The following is a 22,115-nucleotide window of genomic DNA, read 5'->3' as shown; positions in this document are numbered from 1 at the left end:
TCGCTCAGCGGCGGTGACGCAGCCCCAGTACTCGGTCGATCAGCGGCATGACCCACCGTTTGCGTTGGAGCGTCACCAGCTCGAATCCGGGGATGTCGAACAGCTTCGTGACGCGGCTGTGGGTGCGGCAGAACTCGGCGAACCCTTCGTCGCCGTGTACCCGGCCGAAGCCGCTGGCACCGACGCCGCCCATCGGAACCGATCCCATACCGGCGAACGCGATCACGGAGTTGACGGTGACCTGGCCGCACACCAGTTGCGCCGCAATCTCTTTGCCGTGCGTGCGGGAGAACACCGATGCGCCGAGAGCGTACCGATGGTCGTTGCTCAGCTCGATCGCCTCGTCGATGCTCTCGACCTCACGGACGGTGACCGTGGGGCCGAACGTTTCCTCGCGAACGGCCGAGCAGCTCTCGGGGGTATCCACCAACACGGTGGGTCCGACGAATCGTTCGCCGATCGAGGACAGTCCGCCGATCAGCGCTCGGCCACCGGCCGCTTCGGCGTCGGCGAGGTGGCGTCGAACGATGTCGATCTGGCTGGGCATCGTCATCGGTCCATAAGTGGCCGACGCATCGCCACCGGGCGCGATGGCACGGGCGTGCTGCACGAGAGCACCGGTGAATTGGGCTGCGACACTGCGCTCGACGTACACCCGCTCGACTCCGACGCACGTCTGACCGCTGTTGCTGAATGCTCCCCAGGCCACCGCCTCGGCTGCTGCGGTGATGTCTGCGTCCGCAGCGATGATCACCGGATCCTTGCCGCCGCATTCCACGACCACCGGCGTGAGCGTCTCGGCGCACGTGGCCATGATCTTCGAGCCGGTGCTCGTCGAGCCCGTGAACGCGATCTTGTCCACGCCCGAGCGACACAGCGCGGCACCGGTCTCGCCGTATCCGGTCACCAGCGACAGAATGCCCAGTGGCAGAGACGGATTGGCCTCGTGGAAGGCGCGAACGTATCGAGCCGCCACCGCGGGAGTGAACTCGCTGGGCTTGAACACCACGCAGTTGCCTGCTGCCAGGGCCGAGCCGATCGCACTGTTGGGTGCGTAGAGCGGATAGTTCCACGGGCCGATGACGCCCACGACGCCGAGCGCGACCGTCTCCACGTGAGCGGAGTAGTTCGCGAGCAGCAACCCGGGGTTGACTCGGCGCGACCGCATGAGTCGTGGTGCCTGCTTTTCCGCCCACGCGATGTGTTCGAGGGTCAGTACGATCTCGAGCAGTGCATCGTCGGCGGGTTTGCCGTTCTCACGGTGAATCAGATCGATGAATTCGGTTCGGTGACTCCAGATTTCGTGTCGCCATGCCCGCAGGTGTCGGGCGCGAGCACGCGGCGGTAGTGCCGCCCAAGTGCGCTGCGCCCTCCGTGCCAGGCCGACCGTTCGCGCGACGGACTCGGTCGAATCGACGGCGAACGAGGCGACCGGACCATCGTCGATGGGGGAGATCGAATCGAAGGTGGCTCGCGCCTGGACCTGGCTGGTCACAGGGACGCTCCGAGCGCGTCCTTCGCCACGTGTGCGTCCCGCAGTTCGCGCTTGAGGATCTTGCCTGCGCCGCTCATGGGCAGTGCGGTGACGAACTCGATGGTGCGCGGGGTCTTGTATCCGGCGACGTAGCTGCGGGTGTGATCGCGAAGTTCCTCGACCGTCGGCGAGGTGCCCTCGGCCAGCACGACACAGGCGTGGACGCGCTCGCCCCATTCGCCGTCGGGAACACCGATCACGGCGCAGGCCAACACCGAGGGGTGCAGGCTCAGTGCGCTCTCGACCTCGGCGCTGTAGACGTTCTCGCCACCGGTGATGATCATGTCCTTGAGGCGATCGACGACGAACAGGAACCCGTCGGCGTCGAGGTAGCCGACATCGCCGGTGTGCATCCAACCGTCGCGAATGGCCGCGGCGGTCTCGTCCGGCTTGTTCCAGTAGCCCAGCATCACGTGTCCACCACGAACACAGATCTCGCCGACGGATCCGGTGGCCAACGGCTCGTCGTCGGGGCCGAGGATCTGGATCTCCGAGTGTGGGGCCGCGCGACCGGCCGAGCCGATGCGCTCTCCCACATGGTGTTCCGGCCAGAGCAGCGATGCGACCGGTGCGAGCTCGGTCATGCCGTAGGCCTGGGTGAGGCGGGCCTGCGGGAGCCGGGCGAGAGTGCGCTCGAGGACGCCCGCGGAGATCGGGGATCCTCCGTACAGCACGCGGCTCAGCGAGGAGGTGTCGAACTCGCTCAACGTGGGGTGGTCGACGAGAAGCTGAATCATCGTCGGTACCAGCAGCACATCGGTGATCGAATGCTTCGCGATCGCGCCGAGGACGGCGGTCGGCTCGAAGAACGGAACCATCACATGGGTGCCGCCGAGCATGACCTGACCCACCCATGCGGCCAGATCGGCGAGGTGGAACATCGGAGCGGCATGGAGCAGGATCGACGCGTCGTCGAGCAGCTGTCCGGTCGCCACCGTTCCCAGGCCCGAGGTGACGAGGTTCGCGTGCGAGAGCATGACGCCCTTGGGGAAGCCGGTGGTGCCACCGGTGTAGAACAGCCCGGCGAGTGCGTCGCCGCTGCGGCGCGCATCGGGGATGGGATCGTGGGACGAGACCAGGTCCTCGTAGGAGACCATGCCCTCGGGGGTGGCACCGTCTCCGCAGTAGACGATGGTCTGCAGGCCGGCACATGCCGGGCGCAGTGCCGGGACCATGGCACCGAAGGTGTCGTCGACCAGCAGGACCTTGGTGTCGGAGTCGTTGAGTGCGTACGCGACCTCCACGGGCGACCACCGGATGTTCACGGGGTTGAGCACGGCGTCGGCCCACGGCACCGCGAGCAGGTACTCCGAGTATCGGTCGCTGTTGAACGCCAGCATCGCAACTCGATCGCCGGGCTCGACGCCGATGGAGTGCAGGCCCGCAGCCAGTCTTGCCACTCTGTCGATCTGTTCGGCGAAGGTACGAACCCGATCGCCGGACACCGTTGCTGCCCGGTTCGGAGTGGTTGCCGCGGAGCGGTGAAGGCCTTGAGTGAGATACATGGCGAGTCCCTTGTGCGAGAGGGGGCGAGGGTGCCCGAGGTGAATACCGTCACAGTTCCACCTTATTGGCACAGTGTCAATAGGCGATTTGCACGTTTACCACTCGAATGGACCGCTGAAATGGGTTGTCTGGCTAACGGTCTCGGGCGTCGCCCAGAGCCCGCGCCGTGTCGAGGACGGTGACGAGCACATCGGTCAGCAGAATCTCGACCTGTTCGCGCGTCAGTGTGCCGCGCACCAACCACTCGCGGCCTGCCGCCTTGACCATGCCGCCGAACGCACGCACCGCAGAGGTCGCAACTCGTCGGTCACCGCCTCTGCCCTCGAATGCCGTTGCGTCGAGCACGCGTTCGGCAGCGAGATCGTCGGCCTCGTCGAGAATGCGGGCCACCTGCTCGTCGACGCCCGATCCGCTCGCCACCGACACCCACGCCGCGCCGTGCGTCTCGATCACCCCCACCAGCCAGTGCACGCTGCCACGGGCTCGCTCCTCCAGCGAGCCCGTGGGCAGATGTACGTCTTCGATCGGCGGCACGGTGACCAGGAAGCGAACGCTCTCGAGGTACAGATCGCGCTTGCTGCCGATGTAGTGGTGAATGAGCCCTCGTGCGACGCCGGCCGAGGCAGCGACGTCCGACATCGACACCTCCGCGTACGGCTTGTCGCCGAACAAGCGAACAGCGCTCGCCAGGATCTGCGTTCGTCGCTCGTCCGGTTCCAGTCGATTCCACTTGGGTGTACTTGCAGCCGGCATGGTTGTCATGATCGCACCGAACCGACGCCGCGAGGCGTCAGAGGTACCGCTCGGTGCGTGAGCGCAGTGACCTCGGCACGACGAACCGATCGCCGTACCGTGCCCGCAGTCGGTCGGCTCGCTCCACGAATCGCGGAAGGCCGCCGTCGAACTGATTGACGAACTGCAGCACGCCACCGGTCCACGCGGGGTAGCCGATGCCGAGGATGGAGCCGATGTTCGCATCGGCGACCGTCCGCAAGACACCTTCGTCGAGGCACGCGATCGAGTCGAGCGACTGCGCGATCAGCATGCGATCCATCATGTCCTCGAACGGAATTCCGTGATCGGGACGGTGATAGTGCTCCACCAGGCCCGGCCACAATCCGGCCTTGGTTCCGTCCTCGGCGTACTCGTAGAAGCCACGTCCGGCCTTGCGGCCGGGGCGGTCGAACTCGTCGACCAGGCGATCGACCAGGGCATACGAGTTCGAGACGATCCACGGTCGACCGTCGGCGCGGGCGGCCTGAGCCATGCCCTCGCGGATGTGCCGAGACAGGGTCAACGAAATCTCGTCCATGAGAGCCAGCGCACCGGACGGGTAGCCCGCCTGGAGGGCGGCCTGCTCGACGGTGGCCGGGTGCACGCCCTCCGCGACCAGCGAGATCGCCTCGTCCATGAACCGGCCGATGACGCGGGTGGTGAAGAAGCCGTGACTGTCTCCGACGACGATCGGCGTCTTGCCGATCAGGCGAACGAAGTCGAATGCGCGGGCCAGCGCCGATTCGCTGGTGTGTTCTCCCACAACGATTTCCACCAACGGCATCTTGTCGACCGGGGAGAAGAAGTGCGTGCCGATGAAGTCCGCGGTGCGCGAGACTCCCGTCGACAGCTCGGTGATGGGCAGGGTCGAGGTGTTCGAGCACAGTAGTGCGTCGGCGGTCAGATACTTGTCGACGGCCTCGAAAGCACCCTGCTTGACGGCGGGATCCTCGAACACCGCCTCGACGACCAGATCGCAACCCTCGGCATCGGCCGCGTCGGAACTGGGCGTGATGAGCGCGAGCACCGCATCGGCGTCGGCCTGGGTCTTTCGTCCCTTCGCGACAGCCTTGCCGAGAATCGAACGTGCGTAATCCTTTCCACGCTCCGCGGATTCGATCGAGACATCACGCAGCACGACGGGAACCTTTGCCGAGGCGACGACGTAGGCGATGGCGGCGCCCATCATTCCGGCACCGATCACCAGGGCCTTCTCGGGCACCCGGTGCGGTTCGGCGCTCGGCCGAGAGCCACCCTTGTTGATGGATCCGAGATCGAAGAACATCGATTGGATCAGATTGCCCGAGACCGCTCCGCAGGCGAGCGAGGTGCAATGCCGGGTTTCCACGAGCGATGCCGACTCGAAGTCGAGTACCGACCCTTCCACGGCCGCAGCAACCACCGCAATCGGAGCGGGCATCGGTGCACCCTTGACCTGCTTGCGGACCGTTGCCGCGAAGGCAGGCAATTGCGCAGCCAACGCGGGTGAGGCCGCGGTGCCGCCGGGGATCTTGAATCCCTTCCTGTCCCAGGGCTGCAGCGCTTCGGGATTGGCGACGATCCAGGCACGGGCCGCCGCCATCATCTCGTCCTCGGTGTCGACGACCTCGTCGACCAGGCCGATCTCGAGGGCCTGGGCCGGACGATACCGTTGCCCCTGGCCGACCACCTGTGTCAGAGCCTTGACGATGCCGAACATGCGGACCGTCCTGGTGACTCCACCGGCCCCGGGCAGGAGCCCGAGGGTGACCTCGGGAAGCCCGAAGCGAGCCTTGCTGTTGTTCAGAGCAATTCGACGATGACAGGCCAGTGCGATCTCGAAGCCGCCACCGAGTGCGGTGCCGCCGAGCGCAGCCACCACGGGCTTGCCCAGCTTCTCGATCCGGCGAAACTTGTCCTTGGTGAAGTCGAGGGCGTCGGCGATGGCCTCGTGGTCGTGGGGGCCTGCATCGCGTAGCAGTTCGAGGTCGCCACCGGAGAAGAAGGAATCCTTCGCCGAGGTGACGATCACACCGTCGTAGGCATCGACGTTCGCCTCGAGCCAGTCGACCGTCTGCCCGAGTGACTCGCCGAACGCGGCGTTCATCGTGTTGGTGGACTGCGTTGGGTCGTCCATCGTCAGCACGAGTATGCGGTCGGTGCCGATCTCTCCGGTGATGGTGGAAGTGTGCAGTGCAGCTGAGCTGTTCATCGTTTCCTCGGGTCGTTGTTCGAGCGCGGGGTGGTCACAGGCGCTCGATGATGGTGGCGACGCCCATTCCGGCACCGATGCAGAGCGTGATCAGTGCGTAGCGCTCGCCCCGCCGCTCGAGCTCGTCGAGAGCCATTCCGGTGAGCATCGCGCCCGTTGCGCCCAGTGGGTGGCCCATCGCGATCGCGCCACCGTTGACGTTGATGCGATCGTGGTCGATGTCCAGCTTCTTCGCGTAGTTGAGTACCACCGATGCGAATGCCTCGTTGACCTCGAACACCGCGATGTCGTCGAGGGTGAGTCCCGCTGCGGCCAACACCTTGTGGGTGGCCGGAACCGGGCCGGTGAGCATCAACGTCGGGTCCGATCCGGCGACGACACCGGCCACGACGCGTCCGCGTGGGGTCAATCCGCCTGCGCGCCCGGCCTGTTCGGAGCCGATCAGCACCATCGCGGTGCCGTCGACGATGCCGGAGGAGTTGCCGGCGTGGTGGACGTGATCGATGCGCTCGACCTCGGTGTACTTCTGCATTGCGACGGCGTCGAACCCGGCGAGCGAACCCATCTGGGCAAACGATGGCTTCAGGGCAGCGAGATCGGCCGCGGTGGTCTCGGGGCGCATGATTTCGTCGTGATCGAGCATCAGTCGGCCGTTCGCGTCGAAGACCGGGATGACCGACTTCTCGAAGTGGCCCATCGACCAGGCGTGTGCGGCGCGCTGCTGGCTGCGCACTGCGAAGGCGTCGACCTCGTCGCGATCGAATCCTTCGATCGTCGCGATGAGGTCTGCACTGACTCCCTGCGGAACGAAGTAGCTGCTGTAGTTGGTGAGCGGGTCGCACGGCCATGCGCCGCCGTCCGCCCCGAGCGGGACACGGGACATCGATTCGACGCCACCGGCGACGATGAGCTGATCCCATCCGGACCGAACACGTTGCGCCGCAGTGTTGACGGCCTCCAGTCCCGATCCGCAGAAGCGGTTGAGCTGGACGCCGGCGACACTGTCCGGCAGTCCGGCAACCATCGCGACGGTGCGGGCGATATCGCAACCCTGGTCGCCGACCGGGGTGACGACACCGAGCACGACGTCGTCGATCAGGGCCGGATCCAGCTGCGAGTGTCGAGAGAGCAACGTGGACAACGTGTTCGCGGCCAGATCGACCGGTTTGATGGTGTGCAGTGAGCCGGAGCTCTTACCGCGGCCGCGTGGGCTGCGAACTGCGTCGTAGAGGAACGCCTCCATGGTGGTGGCCTTTCTGGGGCAACAATATTGCCGAGTTACAAGGAGCGGGAGATGAGGTCTTTCATGACTTCGTTGGCACCGGCGTAGATGCGTGCGATGCGGCCGTCGACGAACATGCGGGCGATGGGGTATTCCTCCATGTAGCCGTACCCACCGAAGAGCTGTAGGCAACGGTCGACCACCTCGAACTGTCGGTCGGTGGTCCAGTACTTGACCATCGCTGCCGTGGTGACGTCGAGGCTGCCCGAGATGTGCTGTGCCATGGCGTCGTCGACGAAGGTGCGGACGACGCGGCCGATGGTGGCGCATTCGGCGAGCTCGAACTTGGTGTTCTGCAGATCGAACAGTGTCTTGCCGAAAGCGCTGCGCGACTTGGTGTATTCGACGGTCTGTGAGACGGCGGCGTCGATCATCGCGGCGGCTGCGATGCCGCAGATCAGGCGTTCCTGGGGGAGTTGTTGCATCAACTGCGCGAAGCCGCGACCCTCTTCACTCAGAATGTTGCCCGCGGGGATGCGGAGTCCGTCGAAGGTGAGTTCGGCTGTGTCCTGGCCCTTCTGACCGATCTTGTGCAGCACGCGTCCGCGGTGGAAGCCTTCGGTGTCGTCGGAGACCTCGGCGACGAGCAGTGACAGTCCCCGGGCTCCGGCGGACGGATCGGTCTTGGCGGCGATGATGATCAGATCGCAGTGAGCTCCGTTGGAGATGAACGTCTTTCCGCCGGTCACGACGTAGTCGTCGCCGTCACGCACTGCGCGGGTGGTGATGCCCTGCAGGTCCGAGCCGGTGCCAGGTTCGGTCATGGCGATGGCGCCGATCCACTCTCCCGAGCAGAGCTTCGGCAGCCACTGCTGCTTCTTCTCCTCGGACGCGTAGGCCAGGATGTAGTGCGGAACGATGCCGCTGTGCACGCCGAGCTGCATGGCCGAGTCGCCGGAGCGAACCTGTTCTTCGAACAGCACCGCCTCGTGGCGGAAGTCGCCGCCGCCTCCGCCGTACTGCTCGGGCACCGACATGCCGAGCAGTCCGAGGCTGCCTGCGGTGCGGTAGACCTCGCGGCTGGGGCGTCCGGCAGCCGCGAATTCCTGGCGATGCGGCGCGACCTCCTTCTCGAAGAATCCTCGGGCGAGCTGTCGCACGTCGGCGAGCTCGGTAGCGAGGTCGTCGGAGGTACGGTCTGCGAGTGCAGTCATGGTGGGTCCTTGGCTCGAAGCGCATCTGTGATTTATTGGCGCTGTGCCAATAATGATTGCGCGACGGTGCCGTGGATGTCAACAGTGGGTGCTCCTACCTGCCGAACTCGAAGTTATGGATGGATTCGGGTCCGGATTCGTCCATAACTTCGAGTTCGGCGGGGAGTTCTCTAGCCGTCGACCGATCGCAGCAGCGCCACATCCGAGACGAGTCGGATGTGGTCGGCCATTGCCCGTCCTGCCTCGGCCGGATCCTGATTGCGCACGGCCTCGGCGATGCGTCGATGATGCTCGAGCGAGGCCTGGGGGCGATTGGACTGCGACAACGACTCGATGCGGGTCTCGCGGATGAGGCCGGCGATTTCCCCCATGAGCCTGGCGAGCAACGGTGAGTGCGCCGCCTCGGTGATCGCGTGATGGAACAGCTCGTCGCCCGAGTCGCCTCGATCGCCGTCGGTGATCTCGGTGGCCATCACGGACACGGCGTGGTCGATCGCCGCCATTTCGTCGTCACTGCGACGCGTCGCCGCCAGTTCGGCGAGCTTCACCTCGAGTGCCTCACGGGCCTCGATCACCTCGGGCAGCCGGTTAGCGTGCTCGCGTAGCGCGCGAATTGCCATGTCTCCCACGGGTCGTCGCACGAGCACTGCGCCGTCGCCGTGCCGGACCGACAGAATGCCCTGCACTTCGAGGGCGACGAGGGCCTGGCTCAGGGATGCCCGGCTGACCCCGAGGTGGCCGGCCAGTTCGCGCTCCGGCGGAAGTCGATCACCAGGGTTCATCTCGCGGTCGGCGATGTGCTTGCACAGCTGTTCGACGATGACCTCGTACAGCCGTGGTCGGGTCACGGGGCGAATTTGCTCAGCCACTGTGTCACTCGCTCTCTGTTCCTCCGGGCCTCCACCCTAGTCGCCGTCATAGGAGTAACGACGGACACATCGGGGGTTGACAAGTGATCCACTTCACTGGTTGAGTCCCTATTGACTCAGTGGCCAGTCCAATTAGCCACTGGAGATCCTGGGCAACCGCTCGGGTGACACCACAGACGGACCGGAGACCTTCGATGTCGACCGAGTTGATACCCATCCTTGCGCTCGTCGTCATGTTCCTCGCCGCAACCGTGTTCCCCGTGAACATGGGCGCGTTGGGGTTCGTGGCGGCGTTCTTCGTCGGAACACTTGCCGTGGGCATGGGTGCCGACGACATCATTGCCGGCTTCCCGAGCAGTCTGTTCCTCACGCTCGTCGGCATCACCTACCTGTTCGCCATCGCGCAGAACAACGGCACGGTCGACCTCCTGGTCCGCGGAGCCGTTCGACTCGTCGGAGGCCGGGTGGCACTGATCCCCTGGGTGATGTTCGGTATCACCGGCGTCCTGACCTCGATCGGTGCGCTCGGGCCGGCCGCGGTGGCCATCGTTGCCCCGATCGCCCTCGGCTTTGCCGCGCGCTACAAGATCAACGCCCTGCTCATGGGCATGATGGTCATCCACGGCGCGCAGGCAGGCGGATTCTCACCCATCAGCATCTACGGCGTCACGGTCAACAACATCGCCGCCAACGCAGGACTCGTCAACAGTCCCCTCACACTCTTCCTCGGTAGCTTGTTCTTCAACGCCGCAATTGGCGCGCTGCTGTTCATGTTCCTCGGTGGCCGCTCCCTCATCGGACGCAGCGTGCACGACGAGGACGGCACGCGTCCCGACGGTGACACCGGCGGAGTCGGCGGTTCGGGTTCGCGAACGGTCATGCGCGGCTTCGGGGCGTCGACGCCTCGTCCGTCCGGTCAGACGGTCACCGTCGAGAACGCACCGCCCCTGGCCACCGCGGTCAAGGCCATCACTTTCGATCAGATTCTCACGCTCGTCGGCCTGGCCTCGCTGGCTCTGTTCGCCCTCGTGCTCGACCTCGACGTCGGATTCATCGCGATGACGGTGGCCGTGATCCTCGCTCTCGCATCGCCCAAGGCGCAGAAGGGCGCAATCAACCAGATCAGTTGGTCGACGGTGCTGCTCATCGGTGGTGTGCTCACGTTCGTCGGAGTGTTGCAGGAAGCCGGAACCGTCGAGTACGTCGGCGATTCGGTCGCCAACATCGGCATCCCGCTTCTCGTGGCGCTGCTGCTCTGCTACATCGGTGCCATCGTCTCGGCCTTCGCGTCGTCCACCGCGATCCTCGGCGTCACCATTCCGCTGGCCGTTCCGTTTCTGCTCGCCGGTGAAGTGGGAGCCATCGGAGTCATCGTGGCTCTGTCCATCGCTTCGACCATCGTCGACGTCAGCCCGTTCTCCACCAACGGAGCCCTGGTGCTCGCCAACGCTCAGGACATCGACCGAGATGTGTTCTACAAGCAGATCCTCAAATACAGCGCCCTGGTCGTGGTCATCGGTCCGCTGATCGCCTGGGGATTGCTGGTCGTACCCGGCTGGATGTAGCAGTACTGCAGCTGAAAACAGGCGCTCGATGATGGCGGCACGTGTGTTCGACGTGCCGCCATCACGCGTCTGAGCTGGGCAAAGGCGCGTAAATCGCTACTTGACTTCTCTGTGGTTCGCTGGTCCAATGGAATTGGCTAGGCCACTGGTTCAGTAATCCAATCGGACTTCGAGTTCGGCCCCATCTCGCTTCGACGTAAGGATCAATTCGATGCCCCTCAACACGACAGGCAGAACCGGACCGCTCGAAGGCACCGTGGTGGTCGATCTGACCCGCGCCCTGGCCGGCCCGCACGCGGCGATGATGCTCGGCGACCTCGGCGCAGACATCATCAAGGTCGAGACCCCCAAGGGCGGCGACGACACCCGAGTCTGGGGTCCCCCCTTCGTCACTCCGCGCGATGCCGAACGCGAGTCGACGTACTTCCTCTCGGCCAACCGCAACAAGCGGTCCATCGCCCTCGATCTCAAGACCGACGACGGCCGAGAAGCGTTGGAGCACATGATCGAACGAGCAGACGTGCTGCTCGAGAACTTTCGCACCGGAGTGCTCGACCGCCTCGGCTTCTCACCCGAGCGCATCGCCGAGATCAACCCGCGCACGGTCGTACTGTCGATCAGTGGATTCGGCCACGACGGACCCGAGGGCGGCCGCTCCGGCTACGACCAGATCGCCCAGGGTGAGGCCGGGCTGATGTCGTTCACCGGCTCGGGCCCCGAGGATGTCCAGCGCGTCGGCGTTCCCATCGCAGACCTGCTGGCCGGAATGTACGGAGCCTTCGGCGTTCTCGCGGCACTGCGTGAACGCGACCGCACCGGCCGCGGCAAGGTCGTCCGCACCTCGCTGCTCGCCAGCGTCGTCGGAGTGCACGCCTTCCAGGGCACCAAGTGGACCGTCGCAGGCGAGGTGGGCGCGGCTCAGGGTAATCACCACCCGTCGATCTGCCCGTACGGATTGTTTCCGACATCGGATGGCGCAGTGCAGATCTCCGTGGGTAGCGAGGGGCTGTGGCATCGGTTCTGCGAGGGCTTCGGCATCGATCCCGATCTCGAGGGCATGGCCACCAATCCGCAGCGGGTGGACAGTCGCGACGACGTCATCGAACTCGTCTCCAAGATCTTCCGCACCTACGACACCGAACCGCTGCTGTCCCTTCTCGACGAGATCGGTGTTCCCGCAGGCAAAGTGCGCAACGTGCAGGAAGTGTACGAGTGGGAGCAGACCAAGTCCCAGGGCCTGCTGGTGGACGTCGAGCACGCGACGTTGGGCACGGTCACCCTGCCGGGGCCGCCCCTGCGCTTCTTCGAATCCGACGGCACCGAAGTCACCGAAACCAATCACTTGGCGCCGCCGGTACTGGGTGCCGACGACGAGCTCGTCCGCGACTGGCTGAAAGAAGCGATCCGATGACCAGAATGACCGCCCTCGAACTGCTCGATCTGGTGATCGATCCCGGCAGCTTCGACTCCTGGGACACTCCGACCGCGGACTACGTCATCGACGACGAGTACGCGAGCGAACTGGCGGCGGCCCGTGAGAAGACCGGTCTCGACGAGTCCGTTCTCACCGGGTCCGCGACCATTCGGGGCCGCAAGGTCGCAATCCTGCTCGGCGAGTTCGCATTTCTGGCCGGCTCGATCGGGGTTGCGGCGGGTGAACGGCTCGTCACTGCCGTGCACCGGTCGACGGACGAGCGGCTGCCGCTGCTAGCGCTGCCGACCTCCGGCGGAACCCGCATGCAGGAGGGCACCGTCGCGTTTCTGCAGATGGTCAAGATCACCGCCGCGATCACTGCGCACAAGGCGGCGAACCTGCCGTACATCGTCTACCTGCGGCACCCCACCACCGGCGGAGTCTTCGCGTCCTGGGGGTCGCTCGGACACGTCACCGTCGCCGAGCCCGGTGCCCTCGTCGGCTTCCTCGGGCCTCGCGTCTACGAGGCCCTCTACGACGCGAAGTTCCCCACGGGCGTGCAGACGTCGGAGAACCTCCAGGCCCACGGGCTCATCGATGCCATCCGCCCGCCCGAGCAGCTCGGCGAAATCGTCGATCGGGCGCTGCGCATCATGACCGACATCCCGTCGTGCCGGCCACGTACCGTCGAGGCGCTCGAATGGAAGTTCGAGGACGTGCCGGCGTGGACGTCGATTCTGGCCTCCCGTAGGGAGGATCGTCCCGGCGTGCGCGAGTTGCTGTTCAGTACTGCAGCAGATGTGCTGCCGCTCAACGGAACCGGTCAGGGCGAGTCCGATCCCGGTCTGATTCTGGCTCTCGTCAGGTTCGGCGACATGCCGTGCGTACTGCTCGGGCAGGATCGACGTGGGCAGACGACGAAGACCCCGCTCGGTCCGGCAGCGCTTCGCGAGGCTCGACGCGGTATGCGTCTGGCACAGGATCTGAAGCTTCCGCTCGTCACCGTCATCGACACGGCAGGTGCAGCGCTGTCCAAGGAGGCGGAGGAAGGTGGTCTGGCGGGAGAAATCGCCCGGTGCATCGCAGACATGGTCGACCTCGAAACCCCCACGCTGTCATTGCTGTTGGGGCAGGGGACCGGCGGCGGCGCACTCGCGCTGGTACCAGCTGATCGCGTTCTTGCCGCTCAGCACGCGTGGCTCTCGCCGCTGCCGCCCGAGGGTGCGTCGGCCATCGTGCATCGCGACACCGCCCATGCCGCGGAGATGGCCACCAAGCAGGGAGTGCGCTCGCTCGACCTCTTCCGGGCCGGTGTCGTCGACATCATCATTCCCGAGCTGCCCGACGCGGCGGACGAATCGCAGCAGTTCTGCGATCGGGTGGGTGCGGTGCTGCACCGTGAGCTCGCGGACCTGATCGCCCAGGATCCGTCGATGCGGATGATTGCCCGCGAAAAGCGTTTCAACAGAATCGGCTTCGCGGCTACCGCGGTCTGATGCCCGCCGAACTCGAAGTTATGGATGATTTTCGGCCGGAATTCGTCCACAACTTCGAGCTCGGCGATGACCGGGGAGGCTATCGTCGTGCACGTGGCAGGCAATACGCGGGATCCGGGGGTCTCGGTGGCCTCGCGACTGCTGGCGCTCCTGGCCGTGTTCGACGAGCGGACCCCCGCGCTCACGCTGACCGAACTGGCCGACGGTGCCGACCTGCCCGTCGCCACCGCACATCGCCTGGTGCGTGAACTGGTCGACTGGGGAGCGCTCGTTCGCGGTGACGACGGCCGCTACGTGGTGGGGCGTCGGCTGTGGAAGTTGGGCTTGCTGGCACCGGATCAAGCCGATCTGCGAGAGATCGCCTCGCCGTTTCTGCACGACCTCTACGGCGCGACTCTCGCCACGGTGCATTTGGCCATTCGCGACGGCGACGAGGTGCTCTACCTCGACAGGTTGGCCGGGCACGCGTCGGTGCCCGCGGTCAGCCGGGTCGGAGCCCGCCTGCCGCTGTATGCGACCGGAGTCGGCAAGGTGTTGTTGGCCTACGCCCCGCGCGAGGTGCACGATCGCGTGCTCAGGAACTTGGCCCGCATCACCCCGTACACGGTGACTCACCCGGGGAAGTTGGACAGCGAACTACGCCGAGTGCATCGCGAGGGGTATGCGCAGACGGTCGAGGAAATGACGCTTGGGGCGTGCTCGGTGGCCGTGCCGGTCCGGGGCGAGGGTGAGAGTGTGGTGGCTGCGCTGGGAATCGTGGTTCCGAGTATCGGCCGAGATCGCGCCAGACTGGTTGCAGCTCTGCAGGTCGCGGCCCGAGGAATCGAGCGAAGTCTGCGGAGGTGAGTGCAGTGTTTTCACTGAGTGGAAACCGCATCTTGTTCCCGGCCCGAACGCGCGGTGTACTCGATGCATGCGTACACAGGTTGCCATCATCGGTGCAGGGCCCGCGGGTCTGCTGCTGTCCCACCTGCTCGGGGAGCAGGGAATCGATTCCGTTCTGATCGAGTCGCGCACGCAGGAGTACGTGCTCTCGCGAATCCGCGCGGGCATCCTCGAACATTCGACGGTTCAGCTGCTCGACGACCACGGCCTGGGTGAGCGGTTGCATCGAGAAGGGCACGAGCATCGCGGAATCTATCTGCAGTGGCCGGAAGAGCGGCACCACATCGACTTTCGTGACCTGGTGGACCGAAGCGTGTGGGTGTACGGGCAGACCGAGGTGACCAAGGATCTCGTGGCGGCACGCGAGAAGGCCGGCCAGCAGATCTACTACGACGTCTCGGACACCGCGTTGCACGACGTCGAGTCCGACGCCCCGTACGTCACGTTCACCGATTCCTCGGGGGCCCCGATGCGGATCGACGCGAATGTCGTTGCCGGATGCGACGGTTCGTTCGGCCCCAGCCGTGCCGCGATGCCGGATTCGGTACGCAACACCTGGGAGCGGACGTATCCGTACTCCTGGCTCGGGGTGCTGGCCGATGTCGCACCCTCCACCGACGAGCTCATCTATGCCTGGCATCAGGACGGCTTCGCGATGCACTCGATGCGATCGTCGACGGTCAGTCGGCTGTATCTGCAGGTTCCCAACGGCACCGACATCGCCACCTGGTCCGACGAGCGGATCTGGGATGGCTTGGCACGCAGGCTCGGTCACGGTCAGGACGGCTGGGAACTCACGCCAGGGCCGATCACCGAGAAGAGCGTGCTGCCGATGCGCAGCTACGTGCAAACACCGATGCGACACGGCAATCTCTTTCTGGCCGGCGACGCCGCGCACATCGTGCCGCCGACCGGAGCGAAGGGCCTCAACCTCGCAGTGGCCGACGTGGCCCTGTTGGCACCGGCGCTGACATCGTTGCTGGGCAAGAACGACTCTCGCGCCGCCGATGCCTACAGTGACGACGCCCTTCGACGCGTCTGGCGCTGCACCCACTTCTCCTGGTGGATGACCACGATGCTGCACACCGGCGACGACCCGTTCGACACGCAGTTGCAACTCTCGCAACTGAAATGGGTGGCCTCCAGCGAGGCAGGGGCCACGGGACTGGCGGAGAACTACGCGGGACTTCCCATCGGGTTCTGAGCCGGGCTCACTGGCGTGCGAAAGGACCCCCGTCGGCGAAAGCGGTGTCGACGAAGCGTCGTGCGATCAGTTCGTGTGTCGCCTGGTCGGGGTGGAGACGATCCGGCAATGGATGTTCATCGGAATCGTTGTGCCCGTACAGGTTCAGGCCCCCGAGGTTGTGCAGGTGGGTGTCGTCGCCGGCTCGGTCGGCGACGATGCGGGCGAGTTCTTCGCGGACGACCTCGAGCGTGAGCTTTCCGGTCCGCACCTCGGCAGGATCGCCCGTCGCCATGAACTCGATCGTGCCCGACGCCAGTGCTGCGGGGTCGAAAGCTCCTGGGCCCGGTGTGCTCTCGTGAATGGGGCACAGCATTGCCGAGATCACGAGAATCGGCGTGTCGGGGTGACCGTCCCGGATCGTATCGAGAAATCCGTGCACCGCGGAGGTGAAAGCGCGCAGCCGCATCACGTCGGAGTTGACCAGATTGATGCCGATCTCCAAGCTGATCAGATCGGCGGGCGCATCGCGAATGGTCCTGGCGACGAACTGGTCGAGCAGCGCACTTCCACCGAAGCCCAGATTTCGCAGTTGCACGTCGGCGGCTGCTGCGGCCAGCGCCGTCCAGGTGGTGCTCGGCCCAGTGGCGTTGGATCCCTGGCTGATGGAGCTGCCGTAGTTGATCCACTTCGGCCGTTCGTCCTCAACAGGAGTGACGGGACCATCGGTGCGCAGGGCGACCAACTCGATGGCTTCGTTGTGCGGTAACCAGATCTCCACGAGCTTGTCGGCATGGGCCAGCCCCGAGAATCGAATGAGCCCACTGCTCTCGACCTGATTGTTCACCGACCCGGTAGCCATATCGATGATCGTGGTGACGCCACCCGTCGTCGGGGCCCGGTCGGTGAGAACACCATCGACTCGCAGGTCGAACAGCCCGGCCGGTCGTGGTGGCAGACCGAGGAATGTGCGCCTCGTTGCCACGGCATCGATCTCGATGGTGGTGGCAGCGGTGGTGAAGACCAACCGAGCTCCTGACGGCTGAGACTCGGCCATCGTGAGCTGTGGATCGGAGAAGCGTTGGCGAGCATCGAGTGGAAGGCGATGGGTGAGAATGCCGTTGGCGGTTCGTTCCAGTTCGGCCGCGCCGCGGAGGATGGCGTCGGAGATGTCGATCTCGATCATGGAAGTGCCGTTCTTTCGGTGCTGGGACGGGCTCGGTCGACAACCTGATCGTATTGAACCTCATCGGGCCGGAGTGCAGGCAGGCGCGATGGCGCATCCGGTCACCGGGTTCGCAACGCTTCGGCTGTGACGGGCGTCGCACTAGGGTGGCACCATGCGCATCGACGAGTATCGGAAGTACGACGGTCTTGGCCTGGCGGAATTGGTTGCCGACGGTGAGGTGACACCGCGCGAATTGCTCGACTGTGCACTGGGGCAGGTCAAGTCGATCGATCCGCGGCTCAATTCGGTGGTGCGGGTGATGTCGGAGCAGGCCGACGACCAGCTGACGCGACCGCTGCAGGGGCCGTTCGCCGGCGTGCCGTTCCTGATCAAGGATCTCTCGCAGGACTACGCAGGCCTGCCCACATCGAGTGGATCGCGTTCGTTGACGGATCTGCCGATGCCCGAGCATTCCACGGTGGTGCAGCGCTGGCTCGATGCAGGCCTGGTGATCTTCGGCAAGACCAACACTCCGGAATTCGGAGCCAAGGGAATCACCGAACCGGCGGTGCACGGCGCGACCCGAAACCCCTGGGATCGCAGCAGAACTCCCGGTGGATCGTCGGGTGGATCGGCCGCCGCGGTCGCGGCCGGCATCGTCCCGGTGGCGGGAGCCAACGACGGCGGCGGTTCCATCCGGATTCCGGCGTCGTGCTGTGGGCTCGTCGGGCTCAAGCCGGGACGCGGACTGGTGCCGTCGGGCCCCACGTTCGGCGAGCCGATGCACGGGGCAGCGGTGCAGGGCGTCGTGTCGAGATCGGTGCGCGATACCGCCGCGATGCTCGACGTGCTCGCGGGCGGCGAGGCGACGTCCGGCTACCTGCCCGCGCGTTCGGACGGAACGTTCCTGTCTCGAACGGAGATGGACCCGAAGCCGTTGCGCATCGGCATGTATGCCGTGACATCGGTCAATCCGTCGCCTCACCCGCAGGCCGTCGCCGCGATGGAGTCTGCCGCCGAGACACTCACCGATCTCGGCCACACGGTCGAACTTCTCGACGCCCCGCCGTACGACGACGCGAACCTCAACCGCGAGTTCCTACTGGCCTGGTTCACCTACCTGGCATGGGAGATGGACGAGGTGAAACGCAGAACCGGTTGCGGCGACGACAAATTCGAGCGAGATACCCGCATCATGGCGGCGCTGGGCAGATCCGCCAGTGGCGTCGAGTACCTCGAAGCGGTGGAAGGTCGCCATGTGCACGTTCGTGCGCTGGCCACCTTCTTCGAGAAGTACGACCTGCTGCTCACGCCGACTCTCGCGGAGCTGCCTCCGAAGATCGGTGCCTTCGATCTCGCAAAGCCGTTGGAACTGGCATCGGAGTTGTTGTTGCGCAGCAGAACTGCCGGAGTCCTGCGCTACACCGGAATCGTGGATCAGATGATCGACGACAACATCTCGTGGATTCCCTACACCCAGCTGGGAAACGTCACCGGGCGCCCGGCGCTGTCGCTTCCCGTGCACTGGACCCCCGAGGGCCTTCCGATGGGCGCGCACTTCACCGCACCGCTGGGAGGCGAAGCATTGCTCGTCCAACTGGCCGGACAGTTGGAGCGAGCCGTGCCGTGGGCGCACCACTACGCCGACATCGGTTAGCGGGTCGCTCCGAGCAGAGCCTTTCCGAGGATGCCCGACGGCCGTTGCCGCACCTGGCCGTCGACGATATCGACGACCCCACCTGCCCACTCGGGATCGGTATCGGCGGCAGCTTGGGGATCGGCGTGGGCATCGGTGCCCTCCTCGGCGGTGACGGTGATCGAACGCTCCAGGGCCTCTCGGACGCTCATCAGCGACGTACCGGGCTCGGCGAACACTTCCGTCGCCGCGTTCCCGCGGCGCACCACCATGTCGTGGGTGAGGCTGTCGACCAACGAGATCACCGTGCCGGGAGGCATGGCGGTGATGGTGGCGACGGCGCGCCCCACCAGGCCGGTCGGCAACAGCGGAACCGGGATCTGTACGCGACGCAGACCGGCGACGCTGCCGTACGCCTGCAGCAGCTGCGGGTAGCTCATCGTTTCGGTTCCGCCGATGTCGAACGTTCCCGGGCGGGCGGTGTCGCCGAGGGCACGGGCGATGATGGCGACCACATCGACGACGGCGATGGGCTGTACCTGCCTGCGCATCCACGTCGGGATGGGCGTGAGCGGCAGACGCTCGGTCATCCGGCGCACCAACTCGAACGAGGTCGATCCCGAACCGAGGATGATCGCCGCCCGCAGCACGGTGGCGTCGACGGAACTGTCGAGGAACGTCTCCTCGACCTGCAGGCGAGAGCGCAGATGATCGGACAACGGGGTGCCGTCGTCGGGGATGAGGCCGGAGAGGTAGACGATCCGGCGCAGGCCGTTGCGCTCGGCGGCGGCGGCCATGGACTGCGCGGCGTGGCGATCCTTCTCGACGAAGTCGCCCTCGTCCATCGAGTGCACCAGATAGACGACGGCGTCCACGTTCTCGGTCGCGGTGTCGAAGGTCTCGTGATCGTCGAGGTCGAAGTGCACGGCGGTGACGTGAGCGCCCCAGGCGAAGCGCGATTTCTTGCTCGGATCTCGCATGGCAGCGTGCACGTCGTGACCCTGTTCGAGCAGGACCGGGATCAGCCGAGACCCGATGTATCCGGTTGCGCCGGTGACCAGCACTCGCATGACTTTCTCGTTTCTGTAGACAGAGGCCATACCCCGTCGGAGCAGTCTCACTCCCCGGCGTCGGAGGCAGATGACACACTGTGCGGGTGAGCGCGCGTATCAGGAACAACGTCAGGGTCGTCGGGGCTGCCGACGGCCCCGTGGTGATGCTGGCTCACGGCTTCGGTTGCGACCAGACGCTGTGGCGTTCGGTGACCGATCTCCTGGCTCCGAATTTCTCGATCGTGCTGTTCGATCACGTCGGGTCAGGAGCGTCGGACCCCTCGGCGTGGGATGCGGACAAGTACGCGCCGCTGGACGCCTACGTCGACGACATCGTGGACATAGTCCGGGAACTCGACCTCCGCGACGTCACGTTCGTGGGACATTCGGTGGCGTCGATGATGGGTGTTCTCGCGGTCCAGGCGGCTCCCGAGTTGTTCAGCAAGCTCTTTCTTCTGACGCCGTCCCCCCGGTACATCGACGACGGTGACTACCGCGGTGGATTCAGCCGCGAGGACATCGACGAGTTGCTCGAGTCTTTGGACAGCAACTACCTGGGATGGTCCGCATCGATGGCACCGATCGTGGTGAACGCACCGGATCGGCCGGATCTCGAGAACCTGTGGACCGCGAGCTACTGCCGAACCGATCCCGAGTGCGCACGGGTGTTCGCCCGCACCACCTTCCTGTCCGACAATCGCGCCGATCTGGCCGGGGTAGCCCTGCCCACGATGATCGTCGACTGTGCGCGGGATTCGCTGGCGCCGCCTCAGGTCGGCAGATACGTCCACGAACACATCACCGGCAGCACCCTCCGGACGCTCGACGCCAGCGGACACTGCCCGCACGTCACCCAGCCCGAACAGACCGCCGAGGCGATTGCGACCTTCGTGAGATCGTCGTGATTCACGAACTCGACATCGAGGACCTGTACGAGAACGCGCCCTGCGGTTATCTGTCGGTTCTTCCCGACATGCGGATCGTGAGACTGAACTCGACGCTGGCGGGTTGGCTCGGCTTCGAGATCGACGCGTTGATCGGTACGGACTTCACCCAACTTCTCACCGCCGGTGGACGCATTCACTACGAGACGCACTTCGGTCCCATTCTGCGGATGTACGGCCAGCTCGACGGCATTGCCATCGACTTCGTGACGTCCGATCGCCGACGGCTGCCCGTGTTCATGACCGCGAACGTCAAGACCGACGAGACGGGCACGCCGGTACTGATTCGCATCACCGCGCTCGACGCCAGGGACCGTCGCACCTACGAACGCGAGTTGCTCGAGTCCCGAACGCGAGCGCAGCTGCTGGCCAAGACACTGCAGCGGTCGCTGCTGCCGCCTGCCCTGCTGCCGCCGTCGGGAATGACCGCTGCCGCGCACTATCACGCGGCATCGAGCGATGAGGTGGGTGGAGATTTCTACGATCTGTTCCCGCTGTCGGACGACCGCTGGGGATTCTTCCTCGGCGACGTGTGCGGCAAAGGTGCGTCGGCCGCAGCCGTGACGTCGTTGACGCGGTACACCCTGCGCGCGGCCGCGGTGTACGACCACGACCCGGTCGCTGTTCTGCATAATCTGGATTCGGTTCTGCGGCAGGAGTTCCGCGAGAACGACGCGCAGTTCTGCACTGCGGTGTTCGGGGTGCTCAGCCGCTCGGCCGGAGGATTCGAGGTGTCGATGGCCAGCGGCGGTCATCCGCCTCCGCTGGTGATGCGGGCCGACGGCAGCGCGCACTACGTCCACATGACGGGTGGGCAACTCGTCGGAATTCTGCGGCACGCGCGGTTCGTGCCCGCCACCGTCACATTGAGCGCAGGCGACACCCTGATGCTCTATACCGACGGTCTCACCGAGGCCCGGGTGGGCACAGGTCGATACGACGACGAGGGCGCGCTGCTCGAGTTCGCGACCGCCCACGCCCCGGCGGCACCGGCGGCAATCGTCGAGAATCTGCGGGTCCTGCTGAACAGCTTCGGCGACGGGTTGGCCGACGACGCAGCAGTGATGGCGCTGGGAGTGTCGTCAGTCGAGAGTGGCGAGGGCTGACGCCAGATCGGCGTGCAGCGCGAATTCCTGATCGAGACCCATCAGTTTGATCGGGCGGCTGGTGGTCGGCCCATCGGCGACGACCGAGAAGTCAACGGTGTCCCCGTGGTTCTTCTGCGTCGATGCCAGCACGGTCATGGCAGCCGAGGCCAAGAACGAAACCTTGCTCAGATCGACGATCAATGCGGCAGGCGTGGCGGAAATCTGTGCGTCGATCGCGCTCGACAATGCGGGGGCCGTGGTGACGTCGAGTTCACCGGCGACCGCGATGACGGCCGCGCGCCCGTCGTTGCTGGACTGGATGGAAAATCCGGCGGTGTTCGTATCGGCTGGCATCTGCACTCCTGGATCGTTAC

Annotated in this window: 18 protein-coding genes; 8 read left to right on the top strand and 10 right to left on the bottom strand. The window is 65.5% G+C overall.

The annotated features are described in order from the left end of the window. Window positions 1-4: 4 nt before the first annotated feature. From AB0366_RS08675 to AB0366_RS08645, 7 genes are all read right to left on the bottom strand, one after another. Window positions 5-1,495: an aldehyde dehydrogenase family protein gene (locus AB0366_RS08675; RefSeq protein WP_366243487.1), complete on the bottom strand. Its 1,491-nt coding sequence runs from the start codon at window positions 1,493-1,495 to the stop codon at window positions 5-7. Further along, the gene (locus AB0366_RS08670; RefSeq protein ID WP_366243486.1) at window positions 1,492-3,039 is read right to left on the bottom strand and encodes a long-chain fatty acid--CoA ligase; all 1,548 of its coding nucleotides are present in this window, start codon (window positions 3,037-3,039) and stop codon (window positions 1,492-1,494) included. The genes AB0366_RS08675 and AB0366_RS08670 overlap by 4 nt, the downstream gene beginning before the upstream one ends. Before the next feature lie 133 nt (window positions 3,040-3,172). After that, window positions 3,173-3,802, bottom strand: coding sequence for a helix-turn-helix domain-containing protein (locus AB0366_RS08665; RefSeq protein WP_366243485.1), 630 nt, complete (start codon window positions 3,800-3,802; stop codon window positions 3,173-3,175). Window positions 3,803-3,830: 28 nt separating this feature from the next. Further along, window positions 3,831-6,005 carry a 3-hydroxyacyl-CoA dehydrogenase NAD-binding domain-containing protein gene (locus AB0366_RS08660; protein WP_366243484.1) on the bottom strand — a complete coding sequence of 725 codons (2,175 nt, stop codon included), beginning with the start codon at window positions 6,003-6,005 and terminating at the stop codon, window positions 3,831-3,833. Between the two features lie 34 nt (window positions 6,006-6,039). Then, entirely contained in the window at window positions 6,040-7,248 is a 1,209-nt protein-coding gene (locus AB0366_RS08655; RefSeq protein ID WP_366243483.1) for an acetyl-CoA C-acetyltransferase, read from the bottom strand. A gap of 35 nt (window positions 7,249-7,283) precedes the next feature. Continuing rightward, entirely contained in the window at window positions 7,284-8,441 is a 1,158-nt protein-coding gene (locus tag AB0366_RS08650; RefSeq protein WP_366243482.1) for an acyl-CoA dehydrogenase family protein, read from the bottom strand. 170 nt (window positions 8,442-8,611) lie between these two features. Beyond that, a complete protein-coding gene (locus AB0366_RS08645) occupies window positions 8,612-9,310 on the bottom strand; it encodes a FadR/GntR family transcriptional regulator (protein ID WP_366243481.1) in 699 nt (232 codons plus the stop codon). A gap of 194 nt (window positions 9,311-9,504) precedes the next feature. Here AB0366_RS08645 and AB0366_RS08640 point away from each other — a divergent pair, with 194 nt between their 5' ends. The 5 genes from AB0366_RS08640 (at window position 9,505) to AB0366_RS08620 (ending at window position 15,874) form a co-directional block, all read left to right on the top strand. Further along, window positions 9,505-10,875: an SLC13 family permease gene (locus tag AB0366_RS08640; RefSeq protein ID WP_094614859.1), complete on the top strand. Its 1,371-nt coding sequence runs from the start codon at window positions 9,505-9,507 to the stop codon at window positions 10,873-10,875. A gap of 211 nt (window positions 10,876-11,086) precedes the next feature. Continuing rightward, entirely contained in the window at window positions 11,087-12,286 is a 1,200-nt protein-coding gene (locus AB0366_RS08635; protein WP_317533833.1) for a CoA transferase, read from the top strand. After that, window positions 12,283-13,785 (top strand): carboxyl transferase domain-containing protein, encoded by a 1,503-nt coding sequence (locus AB0366_RS08630; protein WP_366243480.1) that lies wholly within the window; start codon window positions 12,283-12,285, stop codon window positions 13,783-13,785. Before AB0366_RS08635 ends, AB0366_RS08630 begins: the two co-directional genes overlap by 4 nt. Before the next feature lie 93 nt (window positions 13,786-13,878). After that, window positions 13,879-14,631, top strand: coding sequence for an IclR family transcriptional regulator (locus AB0366_RS08625; protein ID WP_366243835.1), 753 nt, complete (start codon window positions 13,879-13,881; stop codon window positions 14,629-14,631). A 67-nt stretch (window positions 14,632-14,698) separates the two neighbouring features. Continuing rightward, window positions 14,699-15,874, top strand: coding sequence for a 4-hydroxybenzoate 3-monooxygenase (locus AB0366_RS08620; RefSeq protein WP_366243479.1), 1,176 nt, complete (start codon window positions 14,699-14,701; stop codon window positions 15,872-15,874). A gap of 7 nt (window positions 15,875-15,881) precedes the next feature. Here the strand turns inward: AB0366_RS08620 and AB0366_RS08615 are convergent, their stop codons facing one another. Continuing rightward, complete coding sequence (locus AB0366_RS08615) at window positions 15,882-17,039, bottom strand: SGNH/GDSL hydrolase family protein (RefSeq protein ID WP_366243478.1); 1,158 nt, start codon at window positions 17,037-17,039, stop codon at window positions 15,882-15,884. A gap of 154 nt (window positions 17,040-17,193) precedes the next feature. Here AB0366_RS08615 and AB0366_RS08610 point away from each other — a divergent pair, with 154 nt between their 5' ends. After that, entirely contained in the window at window positions 17,194-18,678 is a 1,485-nt protein-coding gene (locus tag AB0366_RS08610) for an amidase (RefSeq protein ID WP_366243477.1), read from the top strand. Here the strand turns inward: AB0366_RS08610 and AB0366_RS08605 are convergent. Further along, window positions 18,675-19,727, bottom strand: coding sequence for an NAD(P)H-binding protein (locus AB0366_RS08605; RefSeq protein ID WP_366243476.1), 1,053 nt, complete (start codon window positions 19,725-19,727; stop codon window positions 18,675-18,677). The genes AB0366_RS08610 and AB0366_RS08605 overlap by 4 nt on opposite strands. Window positions 19,728-19,813: 86 nt before the next feature. On the opposite strand from AB0366_RS08605, the gene AB0366_RS08600 reads away from it, so the two are divergent. Both AB0366_RS08600 and AB0366_RS08595 read left to right on the top strand, forming a co-directional pair. Next, a complete protein-coding gene (locus tag AB0366_RS08600) occupies window positions 19,814-20,614 on the top strand; it encodes an alpha/beta hydrolase (protein WP_366243475.1) in 801 nt (266 codons plus the stop codon). Then, entirely contained in the window at window positions 20,611-21,759 is a 1,149-nt protein-coding gene (locus AB0366_RS08595; RefSeq protein WP_366243474.1) for a SpoIIE family protein phosphatase, read from the top strand. Before AB0366_RS08600 ends, AB0366_RS08595 begins: the two co-directional genes overlap by 4 nt. On the opposite strand, the gene AB0366_RS08590 is transcribed toward AB0366_RS08595, so the two are convergent. Continuing rightward, window positions 21,736-22,095 (bottom strand): STAS domain-containing protein, encoded by a 360-nt coding sequence (locus AB0366_RS08590; RefSeq protein WP_366243473.1) that lies wholly within the window; start codon window positions 22,093-22,095, stop codon window positions 21,736-21,738. The two genes, AB0366_RS08595 and AB0366_RS08590, sit on opposite strands and share 24 nt — an antisense overlap. Between the last annotated feature and the right edge of the window lie 20 nt (window positions 22,096-22,115).

It is taken from the genome of Rhodococcus sp. NPDC076796 (assembly GCF_040702765.1).
In the GTDB taxonomy this organism is placed as follows: Bacteria; Actinomycetota; Actinomycetes; order Mycobacteriales; family Mycobacteriaceae; genus Rhodococcoides.
Note: the sequence above shows the minus strand (reverse complement) of the source record. Positions and strands in the feature narration are given on the sequence as shown.

Bases quoted from the DNA above. Each gene is read 5' to 3' on its own strand.
- AB0366_RS08590 (WP_366243473.1), bottom strand. From the start codon at position 22,095: ATGCCAGCCGATACGAACACCGCCGGATTTTCCATCCAGTCCAGCAAC.
- AB0366_RS08630 (WP_366243480.1), top strand. From the start codon at position 12,283: ATGACCAGAATGACCGCCCTCGAACTGCTCGATCTGGTGATCGATCCC.
- AB0366_RS08640 (WP_094614859.1), top strand. From the start codon at position 9,505: ATGTCGACCGAGTTGATACCCATCCTTGCGCTCGTCGTCATGTTCCTC.
- AB0366_RS08670 (WP_366243486.1), bottom strand. From the start codon at position 3,039: ATGTATCTCACTCAAGGCCTTCACCGCTCCGCGGCAACCACTCCGAAC.
- AB0366_RS08660 (WP_366243484.1), bottom strand. From the start codon at position 6,005: ATGAACAGCTCAGCTGCACTGCACACTTCCACCATCACCGGAGAGATC.
- AB0366_RS08650 (WP_366243482.1), bottom strand. From the start codon at position 8,441: ATGACTGCACTCGCAGACCGTACCTCCGACGACCTCGCTACCGAGCTC.
- AB0366_RS08610 (WP_366243477.1), top strand. From the start codon at position 17,194: ATGCGCATCGACGAGTATCGGAAGTACGACGGTCTTGGCCTGGCGGAA.
- AB0366_RS08655 (WP_366243483.1), bottom strand. From the start codon at position 7,248: ATGGAGGCGTTCCTCTACGACGCAGTTCGCAGCCCACGCGGCCGCGGT.
- AB0366_RS08665 (WP_366243485.1), bottom strand. From the start codon at position 3,802: ATGACAACCATGCCGGCTGCAAGTACACCCAAGTGGAATCGACTGGAA.
- AB0366_RS08635 (WP_317533833.1), top strand. From the start codon at position 11,087: ATGCCCCTCAACACGACAGGCAGAACCGGACCGCTCGAAGGCACCGTG.
- AB0366_RS08615 (WP_366243478.1), bottom strand. From the start codon at position 17,039: ATGATCGAGATCGACATCTCCGACGCCATCCTCCGCGGCGCGGCCGAA.
- AB0366_RS08605 (WP_366243476.1), bottom strand. From the start codon at position 19,727: ATGCGAGTGCTGGTCACCGGCGCAACCGGATACATCGGGTCTCGGCTG.
- AB0366_RS08620 (WP_366243479.1), top strand. From the start codon at position 14,699: ATGCGTACACAGGTTGCCATCATCGGTGCAGGGCCCGCGGGTCTGCTG.